Source organism: Stenotrophomonas sp. TWI377 (assembly GCF_039674525.1).
Taxonomy (GTDB): domain Bacteria; phylum Pseudomonadota; class Gammaproteobacteria; order Xanthomonadales; family Xanthomonadaceae; genus Stenotrophomonas.
The window spans coordinates 93123-108555 of the sequence record NZ_JBDJNT010000015.1 but is presented as its reverse complement, the minus strand read 5'-3'; the positions used below and the strand labels follow the sequence as shown (position 1 = coordinate 108555).

The window sequence follows — 15433 nt, the reverse complement described above, 5'->3', positions numbered from 1 at the left end:
GGGCGGCAGCCCCCCCCCTGTTGGGCCGGCGGGGGGCCGCAAACGTTGACCTTTGAGGCCTCCCGGGGGCCCCGCCCCGCGCCCGCCACTACCGTGGATCCATCATCGGCGGCTGACGTTTCGGCGGGTACGCTGGCTCTCTCGTGAAACCGATGGAGCCACCCATGCGCCTGTCCCGTACCCCGTTGCTGTTGGCCTTGGCCAGCCCGTTGTGGTTGGCCGCCTGCAGTCCGTCGGCGCCGCCGCCGGCCGATACCGCTGCCGCGGACCCTGCCCAGGGCCCGGCCACCGCCATTCCTGAAGGCCGCCCGACGCCAGGTGACACCGTGCCGTCCTCGGGCCTGTCGCCGGATGCGGTCACTGCCGGCAGCCCCGCGCCAGATGCCGCTGCGCCTGCTGCGGGCGGTGCCACGACATCTGCCGCGGATGCCGCCGCCACCCCCCCCGCGCCGACCAGCGACGTCCGTCAGCGCATCGACCAGGTCCTCGGCGACGCTGCCCAGTACGAAGCGGTCTTCAATGCCTTCCAGAAAGCCGTCAATGGCGGCGATCGCGCGGCCGTGGTCGAGGAGGTCCGCTTCCCGTTGAACATCGCCAACGGGGCCAAGATCACCGGCCCCGGCGAGTTCCAGCGCAACTACGAGCGCATCCTGACCCCGGCCGTGCGCAAGGCGATCGCGGCGCAGAAATTCGACGACGTCATGGTCAACCAGCAGGGCGTGATGATCGGCGACGGCCAGGTCTGGCTCAACGGCACGTGCCTGGATGCGGCCTGCAGCCGCACCGAGGTCAAGGTCGTGACCATCCAGTAAGCCGATGTAGCGCCAGAGCGCGCGTGAGTTGTGCAGGCTGCCGGCGATGCGCCGGCAGCCTGCCAGGGCTCAGGCTTTCGGCGTGAGCTTGAGCAGCTTGCCGTTGCTGCCGTCTTCCAGCAGCCAGATGGCGCCATCCGGACCCTGTTCGATCTCGCGGATGCGCTCGCCCATGTCGAAGCGCTCGGCCTCGCGGGCGGTGTCGCCGTCGAAGGCCACGCGGACCAGCGCCTTGGACGACAGGCCGCCGATGAAGCCGCTGCCCTTCCACGCCGGGAACTGCGTCCCGTTGTAGATGACGAAACCGGCCGGGGAGATCACCGGGGTCCAGGTCACCTTGGGGGCAGCGAACTCCGGGCGGGTGTCATGGTCGGGGATGTCGCGGCCGTCGTAGTGGCTGCCGTTGGAGACGATCGGGTAGCCGTAGTTGGCACCGCGTTCGATCAGGTTCAACTCGTCACCGCCGGCCGGGCCCATTTCATGCACCCACAGCTTGCCGCGCGCATCGAAGGCGATACCCAGTGCATTGCGATGGCCCAGCGACCACACCTGCGCGGCAACGCCGCCCTGCGAGGCGAACGGATTGTCGGCCGGCACGCTGCCGTCGTCGTTGAGGCGGATCAGCTTGCCGAGGTTGCCGCTCATCTCCTGGGCCGGATCGAACTTCTGCCGTTCGCTGGAGGTGATCCACAGTTTGCCGTCCGGACCAAAGGCGAGACGGTGGCCGTAGTGGCCCTTGCCGCTGACTTTCGGGGTCTGGCGCCAGATCACCTTGAGGTCTTCCAGCGTGCCGCTGCCATCGGCGGCCAGTGCCAGGCGCGCGCGCGCCACCGCAGCACCGCGGGTATCGCCGTCGCCTTCCTCGGCGTAGCTGAGATAGATCAGCTGGTTCTTCGCGAAGTCAGGATGCGGCAGCACGTCGCCGAAGCCCCCCTGGCCGCCGTAGGCCACCTCGGGCACACCGGTGATGGTCGCGGTCTTGCGGGTCTGCACGTTGAAGTGCTTCAGCGCGCCCTTCTTCTCGGTGACCAGCAGGCTGCCGTCGGGCAGGAAGCTCATCGCCCATGGCTCGTCGAAGCGGGCGAATTCGGTGGCCGCGAACGGCCACTGGGCCTTCTTGAGCACGGGCGCGCTGGGGCTGGCCGTGTCTGCCGCGACGCAGGCGGTGGTGAACAGGGCGGGGGTGAGGCTGATAGCGAGGGTGAGCAACAGCTTGCGGGTCATGGAAGTCTCCGTCGGGGAGGCGATGGCCAGCCCCTGTTGTACACCATGGCCATCAACGTCGCGTGGACCAAAGGTCCTGCGGACATGACAACGGCGACCCGAAGGCCGCCGCTGTCGTTTGCGCTGTCGCCGTGAGGGCAGGCGCGATCAGGTACCGCGCGGCACGCCTTTGTCCAGGTGTGCCTGGCGCAGCGCGGTGGATTCATCCCAGCCGCGGCGGACCGCATTGCGGGCCTGTTCCCAGCTCAGCTTGCTCTGGCCGTGTTCCTGCGCCCAACGGGTCTGCAGCTCGGCCTCCACTTCTTCATACGCGCGGATCATGTCGTCGGCACGGGTGCGATGACCGAGCTGATACGCGGGCTCGTAATCATCGAAGAACTGGTTGTTGTCGTAGTACGGTTCGCTCGGGAAGCGCTCACGCCAATAGTCCGATACGGCCTGGCGCGGGACACCGTCTTCCGGCACCCGGCCGGGGATCTGATAGTCAGTGCTCATGTGTTGGCTCCGGTTGGGTGAAGCTTCACCGTACCCAAAGCCGGGTTAACGTCATGGACCCGCGAGGTGAATGACACATCAAGCGCCATTCACCTGCGCATCGGCTCAGCCCGGGTGATCGCGGCGCGGGAATTTGTAGATCACCGCACCCACGGCAAACGCGATGCCTGCCGCGGCGATGTTCTGCCAGCTCGCACTGGCGAACAGGGCCAGGCACAGTACCAGCGCGAGGATCGGAATCAGCGGGCCACCCGGCAGTTTCAGCGCACCCGGGCGATCACGGAAACGACGCGCCAGCACCAGCACCGCGGCGGCCGTGCCGATGTAGGCGAACAGGCGCGTGGTCATCGACAGCAGTGCCAGCTGCACGAACGAACCGGACAACGCCAGCGCCAGCGCGATCAGGCCCTGCGCGATGATCGCCGCCGCCGGGGTGCGGAAGCGCGGGTGCACCTGGGCCAGGATCTTCGGCCCGTAGCCATCGCGCGCCAACGCGAACAGGAAGCGCGGCCCCATCATCATCGTGTTGCTGTTGGTGCCGAGGATGGAGATCGTCGCGCCGACGGTCAGGATCAAGGCGAGCGTCAGACCACCGAAGCTGGCGGCGGCATCGGCCAGCGGCGTCGGCGAGCTGGCCAATCCGCCCAGCGTGCCCTGCGCGATGAACTGCACCGCGCCATAGATCACGGTGACGGTGATGATCATGGTGATCAACGCGAACGGAATATCGCGGCGCGGGTTCTTGTACTCGCCGGCGGCGGCCGGGATGTTCTCGAAGCCGGCGTAGGCATACAGCAGCAGAAGTGCGGCTTCGCCCATGCGCTGCAGATCGTGCGGGTCCGGGCGCACGCCGGAGAAGGCCAGATCGGTATCGACGTAGAACACGCCGATCGCCACGAACAGCAGCAGCGGCAGCAGCTTGCCGATCACCAGGATCACCCCGGTGCGCGCCGCCGAGCGCACGCCGGCCACGTTCACCGCGGTGAGGAAACCGAGCGAGACCACGATGATCGCGACGCGGCCGATGTCATGCCCGGCCCAGGGCCAGAAGCGCGCCACCGCATCGGCCAGTGCATTGCTGAGCGCCGCCGCGGAGCTGATCCGGGTCAGCCAGATCATCCAGCCGATCTCGAACCCGGCAAACCGGCCGAACGCCTCACGCGCATACAGATAGCTGCCGCCGGGCTCGTCGAAGTAGCTGGCCGCCTGCGCGTAGCAGAGCACCAGCAGCGCGACCACGATGCCGGCGGCGACCACGCCCCACAGACTGAAGGGACCGAGCAGGGCAACGGTGGCGGCCGGCAGCAGGTAGATGCCACTGCCGATCACATCGTTGATCGAGAGCCCCACGATCTGCCAGCGGCTGACCGCGCGTTCGAGCTGCGGATCCGGCGGTGCGGTACTCACGGTACGCTCCCCGCCAGCACGGGCAGCTGCCACTCGGCCTGCAGGCGCTGGTACTCCGCGCGCGGCAACAGCACGAAGCGCGGCCGCGCGCTGGCCTGCAACCAGGCCAGCAGCGTGGTCATCGGTGCGGGCGCCATCGCGGTGCAGCCGGCGGTGGCCTCACCGGGCGCGCGCCACAGGTGGGCGAAGATGCAGCTGCCACGCCCGGGCGTGGCCTTGGGGTTGTGCTCGATGACGAAGCCCTCGCGGTAGCGCACGTCGCCCTTGTTGTGCAGGTCCAGCCGCATCGGCTCGGTCGAGCCTTCCACTGCCTCCGCCCCGACCACCTCGGCATCGACGATGCGGTTGTAATACGGCGAATCCGGCACATCCATGCAGTAGCTGGTGTCGCGCATCGGCTGGTAGGGCAGGCCGCTGGTGACGCCGGGCGCATAGCCGAAGGCCGGCCCGATCGCAAAGATACCGGCCGGGCTGCGCCCGTCGCCTTCCTGCTTCTGCGGCGTTCCGGCCTGGGCCGGATGCAGTCCTTCACCCCAGGCGCTGCCGCTGCGGCCCACGGCAACATCGACGGCGGCGCCGTGCGGCTGCCAGCCCTGCGCAGTGCGCTCAAAGGCCTGGAGATTGCCCTGGGTGGCGTCCCAGCCTTCGGTGGTGACCACGACCAGCTGCGTGCTGCCGTCCAGTGGGGTGGCCAAGACGGGAGCGGTGGCGAGCAGCAGCACCGCGGCGGTGACGGAACGGAACAGCGACATCATCGTGGCGGACTCCCGGGATCAGCTGTCGATCAGGTGTTCGATCCGTTCCAGGTTCACCCCGAGCTGGCGGTGGCGGTCCGGGTTGGCGTGGCACAGCAGGACGAAGACAACATCCAGCAGGGACTGCAATGAGGAACGGTACAGCAGTTGTGCCACGTGCGGCGCCGGGTCGTGGGCGCACAGCACCAGGCTGGCATCGGCGTGCGCGCGCAGCGGGTTGGCGCTGTGGCGGGTGATCGAGACCACCTTGCCGCCCATGTCCTGGAACTGGCGCGACAGCTGGAACAACTGCGGCAGCTTGCCGAATTCGGAGAACACCAGCATCGCATCTCCGGGCCGCGCGGCCGAGAGGTTGGCCATCATCAGGATCGGGTCGGCGTGGTGCACGGTGAGCATGCCGAGCAGCGACAGCCGCATGGCGAACTCGCGCGCGTACAGGCCGTCATCGCCCAACCCGTAGACGAATACCTTGGGCGCCCCATCGATCAGCTGCACGATGGCTTCGATGTCGGCCTGGGGATTGGCCAGCCAGGTCTCTTCTTCGGCCGCGGCTTTGCTTGCGCGCAGGCGCTCGGCGATCTGGGTGAAACCGTCGGCCGCCTCAGGCGTGGGTGGCCGGCTGTGCGGGTCGTTGCCGGCGCGCGCGACGGCCTCGCCGATGGAGTACTTGAGATCGGGGTAGCCCTTGAAGCCCAGCTTCTGGCTGAACTTGACCACGCTGGACTGGCTGATCCCCAATGCACTGGCCAACTGCTGGGAGGAGTAATCGCGCAGGAGATGGGCGTTGTCGAGGATGAAGTCGGCGATGCGACGTTCGATCGCCGACATGTGGTCACGCTCGGAGCGGATTTTCACCAGAGGGGGCATGGGTGGGGCATCAGGACCGGAAAGGAGAGAATACGCAAAGCACCGGGTAGAGCCGACCGTTGGTCGGCTGCGCAAGGCGGAATCGCGCGAAGTAGAGCCGACCGTTGGTCGGCTACGCACGCCGGAATCGCGCGAACAGCAGCCACCCATGGGGTGGCTCTACCCGCAGGTGGTGCAGGCAGTGTCACCACCGCCGCGGCGTGATCACCTCCAGCCCACGTACCTCGGTGATGCCCAGCCCGGGCGCATCGCTGATGGTGATTTCCGATTCGTTGAAGTTGACCCCACCGGTGACCGGGTTGAACTGGCCCAGTGACGGCCCGTCCAGATCCACCTTGGTGATGATGTCGCTCTTGGCGACGGCCAGGTGCACGGCGGCGGCCACGGAGATGCTCGATTCGATCATGCAGCCGATCATGCACGGTACGCCGTAGATCGCGGCGATGTCGGCGATGCGGATCGCGTTGGACAACCCGCCGGTCTTCATCAGCTTGATGTTGATGATGTCGGCGGCGCGCTGCTGGATCAGGTCGAATACCTGGCCGGGGTTGAACACGCTTTCATCGGCCATGACCGGGGTGTTGACGCGGTCGGTGACGTATTTCAGGCCACTGATGTCGGCGGCCTTGACCGGCTGCTCGAGCAGTTCCAGCACCACGCCGGCTTCTTCCAGCGCACGCATCGCATGCACGGCCTGTTTGGCGGTCCAGCCCTGGTTGGCATCCAGGCGCAGCAGGGCGCGGCCCTGCACCGCGGCGTGGATCGCCTTGACCCGCTCGATGTCCAGGCCGATGTCCTTGCCGACCTTGATCTTCAGCGATTCGAACCCGCGTTCGATCGCCGAGAGCGAGTCGGCCACCATCTTGTCGATGTAGTCCACGCTGATGGTGATGTCGGTGGTGATCACCGGATCGCCACCGCCGAGCATGCGGTACAGCGGTGCGTTGTGCAGCTGGGCCCACAGATCGTAGACCGCGATCTCCACCGCCGCCTTGGCGCTGGTGTTGCGCTCCATCGAGGTCTGGATCAGCCCGCAGAGCCGGTTGAGGTTGGCCACGTCCTCGCCGATCAGGCGCGGTTTGATGAAGCTGTCGATGGCCTCGATGATCGAGCCGTGGGTATCGCCGGTGATCACCGCGGTGGCCGGCGCTTCACCGTAGCCGGTGTGGCCGCTGTCGGTGCGGACCAGCACCACCACGTCTTCGACGGTGTCCACGGTGCGCAGCGCGGTCTTGAACGGGGTCTTCAGCGGCACGCGCAGCATGCCGAGTTCGATGTCGGTGATCTTCATTCAGGGGGTCTGTGGCCGAAGGCGCTGGATGTTGGTGATGCGGTCGATGTAGCTCACGGTATCGCTGGCCATCATCGGCTCCAGTGGAGTGACCGACACGCCGTTGAGATGGGCCTGCACGCGCTTGCCGTCCGCGCCGATCCAGCCGCCGCCGGCGGTGTCATGGATCAGCCAGGCACGGCCGTCGATGTGGCCGATCGCCATCATCACGTGGCCGGGGATGTAGACCAGATCGCCGACCTGCAGTGCTTTTACGGCGGCATCGCGCGTGGGCGTGCCGTCCTTGGCGGTAAAGGCGATGCGGTCCAGCGCGGGGCTGATCGCCTGCGCGCTGGTGTTGCGTGGCATCAGCACGCCGGCACTGCGGTAGATCTCCGAGACGAAGCCGCTGCAGTCGCGGGTGTCGTAATCGTGGCCCCAGCCGTAGCGTTCGCCGAGGAACTTGAAGGCCTGGGTCAGCAGCGTGCGCGGGGTCAGCGGCAGGTAGTCGTCCGCAGTGTCCTGCGAACGCGGCAGCAGTGCCGGGATCAGCGCCAGGCGGCCCTCGGCATCGCGCACCGGCAGCTGCACCACATGCGCGGCGTGGGCCTGTTGGCCATTGACGGTCTTCTCCAGCGGCCAGTCGGCGATCACCGGCAGGCGCACGCCCATGTCCAGTTGGAGCCGCGACACGCGCGGTTCCTTGGGGGTGTAGGCGGTGAACGCCGTGGCGCCGGTGACCACGCGGTAAGGACCGTGCTGACCGTAGCCGAGCACGGTGTCCGCGTCACCGATACCCACGAAGCGCTTTTCGATCCACGCCGAATAACGTTCGCTGGTAATGAACAGCCAGCGCCCGTCGGCGCTTTCATGCAGCACCGCCACGGCGTCGCCGGGGAACAGCGCCGACTCCTGGAAGCGGTCGATGTCGGTGTCGCCTTGGCTGCTGAACACCCGCAGCGCGGTCGGGAACGCCCGCAGCGCGGCACGATGGGTGACCAGGCCGTACTGGAGGGGGCGCTGCGCCGGTATCGCCTCCAGCGCGAGATTGGCCAAGGTGTCAGTGCGCTGCCGGTCGCTGATGGTCTTGCCGTCCTGGCCATACAGCGTGCGCTCCGGCCATTTGGACAGCGACTGGATGCTGCCCAGCACGTGAGCGCGGGGCAGCTGCGCCGGCAGCGCGCGCAGGTCATGGATCGAGGCATCCTCGGCCCGCATCCGGGCGTTCTGCGCTGCGATACCGGCGCGATCGAGGATCACGCGGTCCGGATCGGGCAGGCGATCGGCCCAGAAGCCGGGGCTGAGGTAGGCCTCGCGCAGGGCGATGACCCCGCCGAAATCAGCGCTGGGCGCGGCACGCGGCGCCTCGGCCCACACTGGCGCGACGCTGGTGGCCAGCAGTGCAGCCACCACGGCGCGCGACAGCCAGCGGGACCGCACGGGGCGGTGGGGGGAAGCCTGGATCATCACGCGGTCACCCTCCTCGGAAGCATCAGGAATATTTATTCCTTTTTTCGGCGAAAGCAAGAATAAATTATTGACCGGCTATCAGGCCCGTGTTACACAGCGATTACCCCACCCGCACCTTGGGAAGTGTCGCCGTGGATCCTGTGATGCGCAAACCGCGATTGCCTCTGCCTGCTGTCTGGTGCCTGTGCGCTGGTCTGCTGGCAACGCCGTGGGGGCTGGCCGCTGCGCCGGCCGCGCTGCCGACGGTGATCGCCGGGATCGACCGCGGTGCGTTCGCGCAGGCCGAGGCCGACATCGCGACGGCGTTGCAGGATCCGAGCCTGTCGGCAGCCGATCGTCAGGCCTATACCTTCGAGCGCGAACGCATGCGACGCATGCGCCTGGACTTCGCCCTGGATGCGGCGGCTGCCAAGGCGCAGCTGCGCAAGCAGATCCCCGACCTTCGCGAGGACGAGTTCGCACGCTGGGAGGCGGCCGGCTTGCTCGAACACCTGGATATCGATGGCCAGCGCCGCTACTTCAAACGCGCGCCGTCCAATCTGTTCCGGATCAGCGCCGAGGCACGCGCCCGGCGCGCGCCCGATGCCCCGGTGCCGAAGGACGGCCCTTACGAGCACCTGCACCCTCACCACGAAGAGATCGTCGCCGCCGCCCGCGCTACCGGCGCGACCAGCCTGGTGCCGCGCCGCATCGAGGTGACCCAGTCGCTGGTGGTCACACCCGATGCCGTGCCTGCCGGCGAAACGATCCGCGCGTGGATTCCGTACCCGCGCGCCATTGCTGGCCAGCAGGAAGACATCACCTGGATCGCGAGTACGCCGGCCGGTGCGCAGGTGGCGCCTGAAGCCACGCTGCAGCGGACCGCCTACCTGGAGCGCAAGGCAGTGGCCGGCACGCCCACGGAGTTCCAGATCCGCTACGCAGTGACTGTGTACGCGCGGCATATCGAGGTCGATCCGGCCAGGGTCCAGCCCACCCCGGACGATCCTGCGCTGACGCCGTACCTCGCCGAGCAGGCGCCGCACATCGTGTTTACCCCGGCGCTGCGCGCGTACTCGACGAAGGTAATGGGGACTGAGACCGATCCATACCGGATCGTGCAGACGCTGTTCGACGCGGTGGACGCCATTCCGTGGGCCGGTGCGCGCGAGTACGCGACGATCTCCAACCTCAGTGATTACGCCCTGCACGCCGGTCATGCCGATTGCGGGCAGCAGACGCTGCTGCTGATCGCCCTGTTGCGCTTGAACGGTATTCCCGCGCGCTGGCAGTCCGGCATGGTCTATTCGGATGATGCGGTCGGTTACAACAATCTGCACGATTGGGGCGCGGTGTATCTGGCCCCGTATGGCTGGGTGCCGATGGATGTCACCACCGGGCGGCTGGACAGCCCGCAGCCGGCGCTGCGCGATTTCTATCTGGGCGGGCTGGATGCCTATCGCATCGCCTTCAACGACGACTACGGCCAGCCGCTGGTGCCAGCCAAGCAGCACGTCCGCTCGGACACGGTGGATTCCCAGCGCGGTGAGGCCGAGTGGTCCGGCGGCAACCTGTACTTCGATCAATGGCATTACGACGTCCAGTCGCACGTGGTGCCACTGGCGGCAACGCGGTAAACGGCGGTATCCACGATTCCACATCTGCAGGAGAGAGCAGGGAATGAATGCAAAGCGATTGAAGCGTGCGGCGTTGTACGCCGCGCTGGGGGTGTGTCTGGGCAGCTTGGTGCCGATGGGCGCTTCGGCACAGAACGTCAGTGGTGCCGTGGCCGGTCGTGCCACGGCCGGTGACCAGGTGACGGTGGTCAGCAACGCGACCGGCCTGACCCGTACGGTCACCGCCAGTGGCGATGGCAGCTACCGCCTGGGCCAGTTGCCGGTCGGCGATTACCAGCTGCAGCTCAGCCGTGATGGCCAGAAGCTGGGCGAGCCGTTCGCGGTGAGCGTGGCAGTCGGCGGCACCACCACGGTCAACCTGGCCAGCAGCGGCGACGTGGTCAACCTCGATGCGCTGCAGGTGATCGGTGCCCGCGTGGTCAATCGCGTGGATGTGTATTCCACCGAAACCTCGTTCAACGTCAACCGCCAGGAGCTGTCGCGCCTGCCGGTGGCGCAGGATCTATCGGCAGTGGCATTGCTGGCACCCGGCGTGGTCGGCGGCAATTCCTCGTTCGGTGGCCTGTCCTTCGCCGGTTCCTCGGTGGCTGAGAACGCGGTCTTCATCAACGGCCTGAACGTCACCGACATGTACACCCGTCGTGGCTTCTCCAGCGCGCCGTTCGGGTTCTTCAACGAATTCCAGGTCAAGACCGGTGGCTACTCGGTCGAGTTCGGGCGCTCCACCGGCGGCGTGATCAACGCGGTGACACGCTCGGGCACCAACGAGTTCCAGGGCGGCGTGGAAGTCACTGCCGAGCCGAGCGCGCTGCGCTCCAGCCCACGTGACCATTTCCACCGCGACGGCACGCCGCATTCCTATGCCAGCCGCGACAACAGCTCGTTCCTGAAGACCAACGTCTGGGGTTCCGGCCCGATCATCAAGGACAAGCTGTTCCTGTTCGCGATGTATGAAGACCGCGACGACACCGGCCACAACACCTCCTCCGACGCGCTGAGCTGGTTCAAGAACAAGAGCGACAACGGCTTCTGGGGCGCCAAGCTGGATTGGAACATCAACGACAACCACAGCCTGGCGCTGCTGGCGTTCTCCGATGAAGGCGAGATCACCAACGGCGCGTACAACTACGATTGGGATGACGATCAGATCGGTGCGTGGGGCGGCGATTCAGTCACCGAAACCGGCGGCAAGAACTGGTCGGCAACCTATACCGGTCACTTCGGCGAGAGCTTCACCGCGCGTGCCATGGTGGGCGAGAACAACCAGCGCGCCTTCACCAGTTCCTCGCTGGATGAAGCGTGCAGCCCGGTATTCACCGATGCCAGCTATGCATCACGTCTGGGCAAGCTCAACGGCCTGCGCCCGGGCTGCCACCCCACCGGCGCCGCCGTTGCCGAACGCGACGACACGCGTGAAGTCGCGCGGTTGGACTTCGAATGGCAGGTGGGCACGCACCTGCTGCGCTTCGGTGTTGACCGCGAGCTGATGACCACCGAACAGTCCACGCGTTACCCGGGGCCGACCCAGCTCAGCTACACCGCCTACGTCGCCCGGCCCGGCGATGAAGTGTGGGACGGCGCCAATGCCTATGTGCCGGCCGGCGTGACCGAGATGCTGCGTGCGCGCAACCGCGTCTCCGGTGGCACCTTCGAGACGGAAGCCAACGCGTTCTACCTGGAAGACATCTGGAACATCACCCCGAACCTGATGTTGAACCTCGGTGTGCGCTGGGACCGCTTCGAGAACCGCACCGCCGATGGCGACGCCTTCATCAAGATGGACGACCTGATCGCGCCGCGCTTCGGCTTCTCGTGGGACATGAAGGGCGACGGCAGCACCAAGCTGTTCGGCAACGCCGGCCGCTATTACCTGCCGGTGACCAACAACATCAACGTCAACTTCGCCGGCGGCCTCACCGACGAGTACTCCTACTACGTGCTCAACGGCTGGCAGCAACAGGCCAACCCGGTCACCGGCGCGCCGTACATGGCTCCGGTCATCGGCCAGCAGATCGGCCCGGTCGATACCCGCATGAACACCGGCGCGGCCGACCTGCGCCAGAGCGTGGACAAGGACCTGAAGGCGGTCTACCAGGACGAGTACATCCTCGGTTTCCAGACCATGATCAACCAGGCCTGGTCGTGGGGCGTCAACGCGACCTACCGCAAGATGGACCGCGCCCTGGATGACATGCGCATCAACCACACCCCGTGCGGCCCGACGGGCACCACCCTGTGGCCGATCGCCAACCCGGGCGAGAGCCTGACCATCTGGGGCGACTCCAGTATCGGCTGCGCCACCGAAGGCTGGATCACCATCGACACCTCCAAGGATGGCTACCGCAAGGGCGGTAGTCTGGAGGTGGTCGGCTATTCCAAGCCCAAGCGCACTTACAAGGCGCTGGAATTCCAGATCGACCGCGCGTGGGATGAGAAGTGGCTGTTCAATGCCTCCTACCTGTGGTCGCGCAGCGATGGCAACTTCGAAGGTCCGGTCAATTCGGATACCAACTACGGCGACACCGGCATGGTCCAGCACTGGGATCATCCGTCCAACAACCAGCGCTATGGCCCGCTGTTCAACGATTTCCGCCATCAGTTCAAGTTCCGCGCCGCCTACGCGCTGAACGAGCAGTGGTCGTTCGGCACCACGCTGCAGGTGGTGTCCGGTGGCCCGATCACCGCCTTTGGCGTGATGTGGCCCAATGACACCGTGGCCGGCGGCAGCACCTCCAGTGAAGGCAGCGGCGGCGGTACCGGCTGGCTGTGCGTGGCCAACTGCTCGGGCGCGTACAACCAGCGCCAGTTCGAGTACAGCCCGCGCGGCGCCTTCGGTCGCCTGCCGTGGACCTGGACCATGGGCGCCAACGTCACCTGGCGGCTGCCGGTGGAGGGCATCGACCTGAGCGCGCGCCTGTCGGTCTACAACCTGTTCAACAACCAGACCGTCATCAACGTGCACCAGCGTTATGAAGCCCAGCCGGGCCAGGTGCGTGAGAACACCTTCAACACCGGCACCCGCTGGCAGGCCCCGCGGTACACGCAGCTGATGGTGACCTGGAACTTCTGATCCGGTGCGCACGTGGCAGGTGCCGACCGTGAGTCGGCACCTGCCTTCACCGCCATCCGGTAGGTACCGACCGTTGGCCGGTACAGCTTTCAACCGGCGGCCAAAGAAGCACGCCCTCCGGTCATGACGAGGGAACCCATGCCGTCACGCGCTTCAGCACACAGTCGATCCCGTCTTCTCACGCTTGGCCTGGCCTGCACCCTGGCCATCGCCCCCAGCGCATGGGCAGCCGAGCCCGCTGACACCTTCAATCGCCTGCTCGATCAGACGGTCGCCCACGAACAGCTGCCGGGCATCGCCATGGCCGTCGTCGACGATGGCAACCCCGTCTTCATCGGCACCCGTGGCGAGCGCCGCGCCGGGCAGGGTGAGGCCATTGATCCGGATACCCTGTTCAAGATCGCCTCCAACAGCAAGGCGATGACCGCCGCGCTGCTCGCCCGGCTGGTCGACCGCGGTCTCCTGCGCTGGGACGATCCGGTCATCAAGTACCTGCCGCAATTCCGCATGCATGACCCGTGGGTCACGCAGCAGATGCAGGTCCGCGATCTGCTGATCCATAACAGCGGCCTGGGCCTGGGCGCCGGCGATCTGATGCTGTGGCCCGAGCCGAACCGCTTCACCCGCCAGGACATCATCGCCGGGCTGGCCCATCTCAAACCGGTCACCAGCTTCCGCAGCGGCTATGCCTACGACAACCTGATGTATGTGGTCGCCGGCGAAGTCGCCGCCGCCGCCGGTGGCAAACCGTACGATCAACTGCTGCGCGAGGAAGTCTTCTCGCCACTGGGCATGGATCGCTGCCAGGTCGGCGCGTGGTCGGTCGCGGCGGTGGGCAACGTTGCCCAGCCGCACGCGCGGAAAGACGGTCGCAACGTGGTGCGTGCTGCCGATGGTGACACCAGTGCCGATCTGACCTCGATGGCCGCCGGTGGCATCCGCTGCAGCCTGCGCGACATGACCCGCTGGATGCAGGTGCTGCTCGATCCGGCGCTGGTTCCTGGTTGGCTGAGCACGGCGCAGCGCCGCGCGCTGTGGACCGCACACATGCCGATCCCGCTGGGCGAGCGCCAACGTCGCTGGGACAACGCACATGTGTCGGCCTACGGCTACGGCTGGCGCGTGTCGGACATGGACGGCCAGTGGAAGGTGGCCCACACCGGCACGCTGTCCGGGATGTATTCCTCGCTCGCGCTGCTGCCGGACCGCAAGGTCGGCGTGGTAATCCTGATCAACAGCGACGCCGAGGATGCACGCACCGCGCTGATGCAGGCCGCGTTGAAGACCTACACCGCACCGGACGACACGGCCGACGTGAGTCATTATCTGGCCCTGCTGGACCAGGAGCGCACTGGCCGCCGCGAAGCCGGGCAGGTGCGCCCGGATACCGGCGCGCGCCGACCCGCATCGCTTCGCACCACCGCCGCCGCGCACGGCCGTTATCGCGACCCGTGGCTGGGCGAGGCGCTGCTCTGCCCGGCGCAGGGCGCGCTGCGTTTCAGCGTCGCCAAGTCGCCGATGCTGCGCGGCCAGGTCATGCAGCTCGGTGAGCGCTGGCTGGTGCAGTGGGATACGCTCGGGGCCGATGCCGAGCCCTGGTTGCAGTTGCAGCCCGGCGCGACGCCCGCCCTGACCTTGGCCGCGATCGATCCGGAGATCGACTTCAGTTATGACTACCAGGACCTGCACTTCACCCGCACCGGCGATTGTCCGTAGCGCGCTGCTGCTGGCGTTGCTGGCCGGCAGTGCCCACGCGGCAGCGCCAGCGGTCACGATCTCGTCCGCGCGCGATGTGGCCGAGGCCGGACTGGTCGACATCCGCACGCTGGCCCCGGCGATCGAACAGGACATCCGCTACGCCGGCCCCGACAACTTCACCGGCCAGCGTGTGCCCGGTTATGACGCGCCCAAGTGCTATCTGCTTGCCCCGGCGGCCACCGCGCTCGCACAGGTGGAGGCCGACCTGCGCGCAGAGGGCTACGCGCTGCGTCTCTACGATTGCTACCGCCCGGCTCACGCGGTGACGGCCTTCGTCGCCTGGGCACAGGATCCCAAGGAGCAGTCGCGCAAGGCCCTGCAGTACCCGGACCTCGACAAGCCGGCCCTGCTCGGCGACTACATCGCCGAGACCTCCGGCCACAGCCGGGCTGCCACGGTCGACCTGACCCTGCTCGATTGCCGCACCGGCCCCTGCGCGCCGGTGGACATGGGCACCGACTTCGATTTCTTCGGCCCGCGCGCGCATACCGATGCGCCGGAGATCAGCACGGCCCAGCGCAGCCACCGCCAGCACCTGCGCCAGGCGATGGCCCGGCATGGCTTTGCCAACTACCCGATGGAATGGTGGCATTTCACCCTGCAGCCCGAGCCGGCGCCGACCACGGCCTACGATGTGCCGGTCCGCTGAGGCGCACCGCTACACTGTGCGCTGACCGCCGGATCGGACC

At 67.1% G+C, this 15433-nt stretch carries 12 protein-coding genes; 5 read left to right on the top strand and 7 right to left on the bottom strand.

The genetic code is table 11. From position 1 onward, the window contains the following. The first annotated feature begins 164 nt into the window (after nucleotides 1–164). A complete protein-coding gene (locus tag ABE546_RS13740) occupies nucleotides 165–812 on the top strand; it encodes a hypothetical protein (protein ID WP_346464106.1) in 648 nt (215 codons plus the stop codon). 69 nt (nucleotides 813–881) lie between these two features. On the opposite strand, the gene ABE546_RS13735 is transcribed toward ABE546_RS13740, so the two are convergent. The 7 genes from ABE546_RS13735 to ABE546_RS13705 all read right to left on the bottom strand — a co-directional run bounded on the left by ABE546_RS13735 (nucleotide 882) and on the right by ABE546_RS13705 (nucleotide 8207). Next, on the bottom strand, nucleotides 882–2036 hold the full coding sequence (locus ABE546_RS13735; RefSeq protein ID WP_346464104.1) for a PQQ-dependent sugar dehydrogenase: 1155 nt from the start codon (nucleotides 2034–2036) through the stop codon (nucleotides 882–884). A 147-nt stretch (nucleotides 2037–2183) separates the two neighbouring features. Then, nucleotides 2184–2531: a hypothetical protein gene (locus ABE546_RS13730; protein WP_070471533.1), complete on the bottom strand. Its 348-nt coding sequence runs from the start codon at nucleotides 2529–2531 to the stop codon at nucleotides 2184–2186. Nucleotides 2532–2636: 105 nt separating this feature from the next. Then, entirely contained in the window at nucleotides 2637–3938 is a 1302-nt protein-coding gene (locus ABE546_RS13725; protein WP_346464103.1) for an amino acid permease, read from the bottom strand. Continuing rightward, nucleotides 3935–4693, bottom strand: coding sequence for a hypothetical protein (locus ABE546_RS13720; protein WP_346464101.1), 759 nt, complete (start codon nucleotides 4691–4693; stop codon nucleotides 3935–3937). The genes ABE546_RS13725 and ABE546_RS13720 overlap by 4 nt, the downstream gene beginning before the upstream one ends. 18 nt (nucleotides 4694–4711) lie before the next feature. After that, nucleotides 4712–5560: a MurR/RpiR family transcriptional regulator gene (locus ABE546_RS13715; protein ID WP_346464099.1), complete on the bottom strand. Its 849-nt coding sequence runs from the start codon at nucleotides 5558–5560 to the stop codon at nucleotides 4712–4714. A gap of 184 nt (nucleotides 5561–5744) precedes the next feature. After that, complete coding sequence (locus ABE546_RS13710) at nucleotides 5745–6851, bottom strand: dipeptide epimerase (protein WP_346464097.1); 1107 nt, start codon at nucleotides 6849–6851, stop codon at nucleotides 5745–5747. Beyond that, a complete protein-coding gene (locus ABE546_RS13705; protein WP_346464112.1) occupies nucleotides 6852–8207 on the bottom strand; it encodes an SH3 domain-containing protein in 1356 nt (451 codons plus the stop codon). A 224-nt stretch (nucleotides 8208–8431) separates the two neighbouring features. On the opposite strand from ABE546_RS13705, the gene ABE546_RS13700 reads away from it, so the two are divergent. From ABE546_RS13700 to ABE546_RS13685, 4 genes are all read left to right on the top strand, one after another. Further along, a complete protein-coding gene (locus ABE546_RS13700; RefSeq protein WP_346464095.1) occupies nucleotides 8432–9916 on the top strand; it encodes a transglutaminase domain-containing protein in 1485 nt (494 codons plus the stop codon). Nucleotides 9917–9959: 43 nt separating this feature from the next. Then, nucleotides 9960–12986 (top strand): TonB-dependent receptor, encoded by a 3027-nt coding sequence (locus ABE546_RS13695; RefSeq protein WP_346464094.1) that lies wholly within the window; start codon nucleotides 9960–9962, stop codon nucleotides 12984–12986. Between the two features lie 138 nt (nucleotides 12987–13124). After that, nucleotides 13125–14702, top strand: coding sequence for a serine hydrolase domain-containing protein (locus ABE546_RS13690; RefSeq protein ID WP_346464092.1), 1578 nt, complete (start codon nucleotides 13125–13127; stop codon nucleotides 14700–14702). Then, nucleotides 14656–15393: a M15 family metallopeptidase gene (locus tag ABE546_RS13685; protein WP_346464090.1), complete on the top strand. Its 738-nt coding sequence runs from the start codon at nucleotides 14656–14658 to the stop codon at nucleotides 15391–15393. Before ABE546_RS13690 ends, ABE546_RS13685 begins: the two co-directional genes overlap by 47 nt. Nucleotides 15394–15433: the final 40 nt, after the last annotated feature.

Coding starts and splice junctions, on each gene's coding strand:
- ABE546_RS13740 (WP_346464106.1), top strand. CDS start 165: ATGCGCCTGTCCCGTACCCCGTTGCTGTTGGCCTTGGCCAGCCCGTTG.
- ABE546_RS13735 (WP_346464104.1), bottom strand. CDS start 2,036: ATGACCCGCAAGCTGTTGCTCACCCTCGCTATCAGCCTCACCCCCGCC.
- ABE546_RS13730 (WP_070471533.1), bottom strand. CDS start 2,531: ATGAGCACTGACTATCAGATCCCCGGCCGGGTGCCGGAAGACGGTGTC.
- ABE546_RS13720 (WP_346464101.1), bottom strand. CDS start 4,693: ATGATGTCGCTGTTCCGTTCCGTCACCGCCGCGGTGCTGCTGCTCGCC.
- ABE546_RS13715 (WP_346464099.1), bottom strand. CDS start 5,560: ATGCCCCCTCTGGTGAAAATCCGCTCCGAGCGTGACCACATGTCGGCG.
- ABE546_RS13710 (WP_346464097.1), bottom strand. CDS start 6,851: ATGAAGATCACCGACATCGAACTCGGCATGCTGCGCGTGCCGCTGAAG.
- ABE546_RS13695 (WP_346464094.1), top strand. CDS start 9,960: ATGAATGCAAAGCGATTGAAGCGTGCGGCGTTGTACGCCGCGCTGGGG.
- ABE546_RS13690 (WP_346464092.1), top strand. CDS start 13,125: ATGCCGTCACGCGCTTCAGCACACAGTCGATCCCGTCTTCTCACGCTT.
- ABE546_RS13685 (WP_346464090.1), top strand. CDS start 14,656: ATGACTACCAGGACCTGCACTTCACCCGCACCGGCGATTGTCCGTAGC.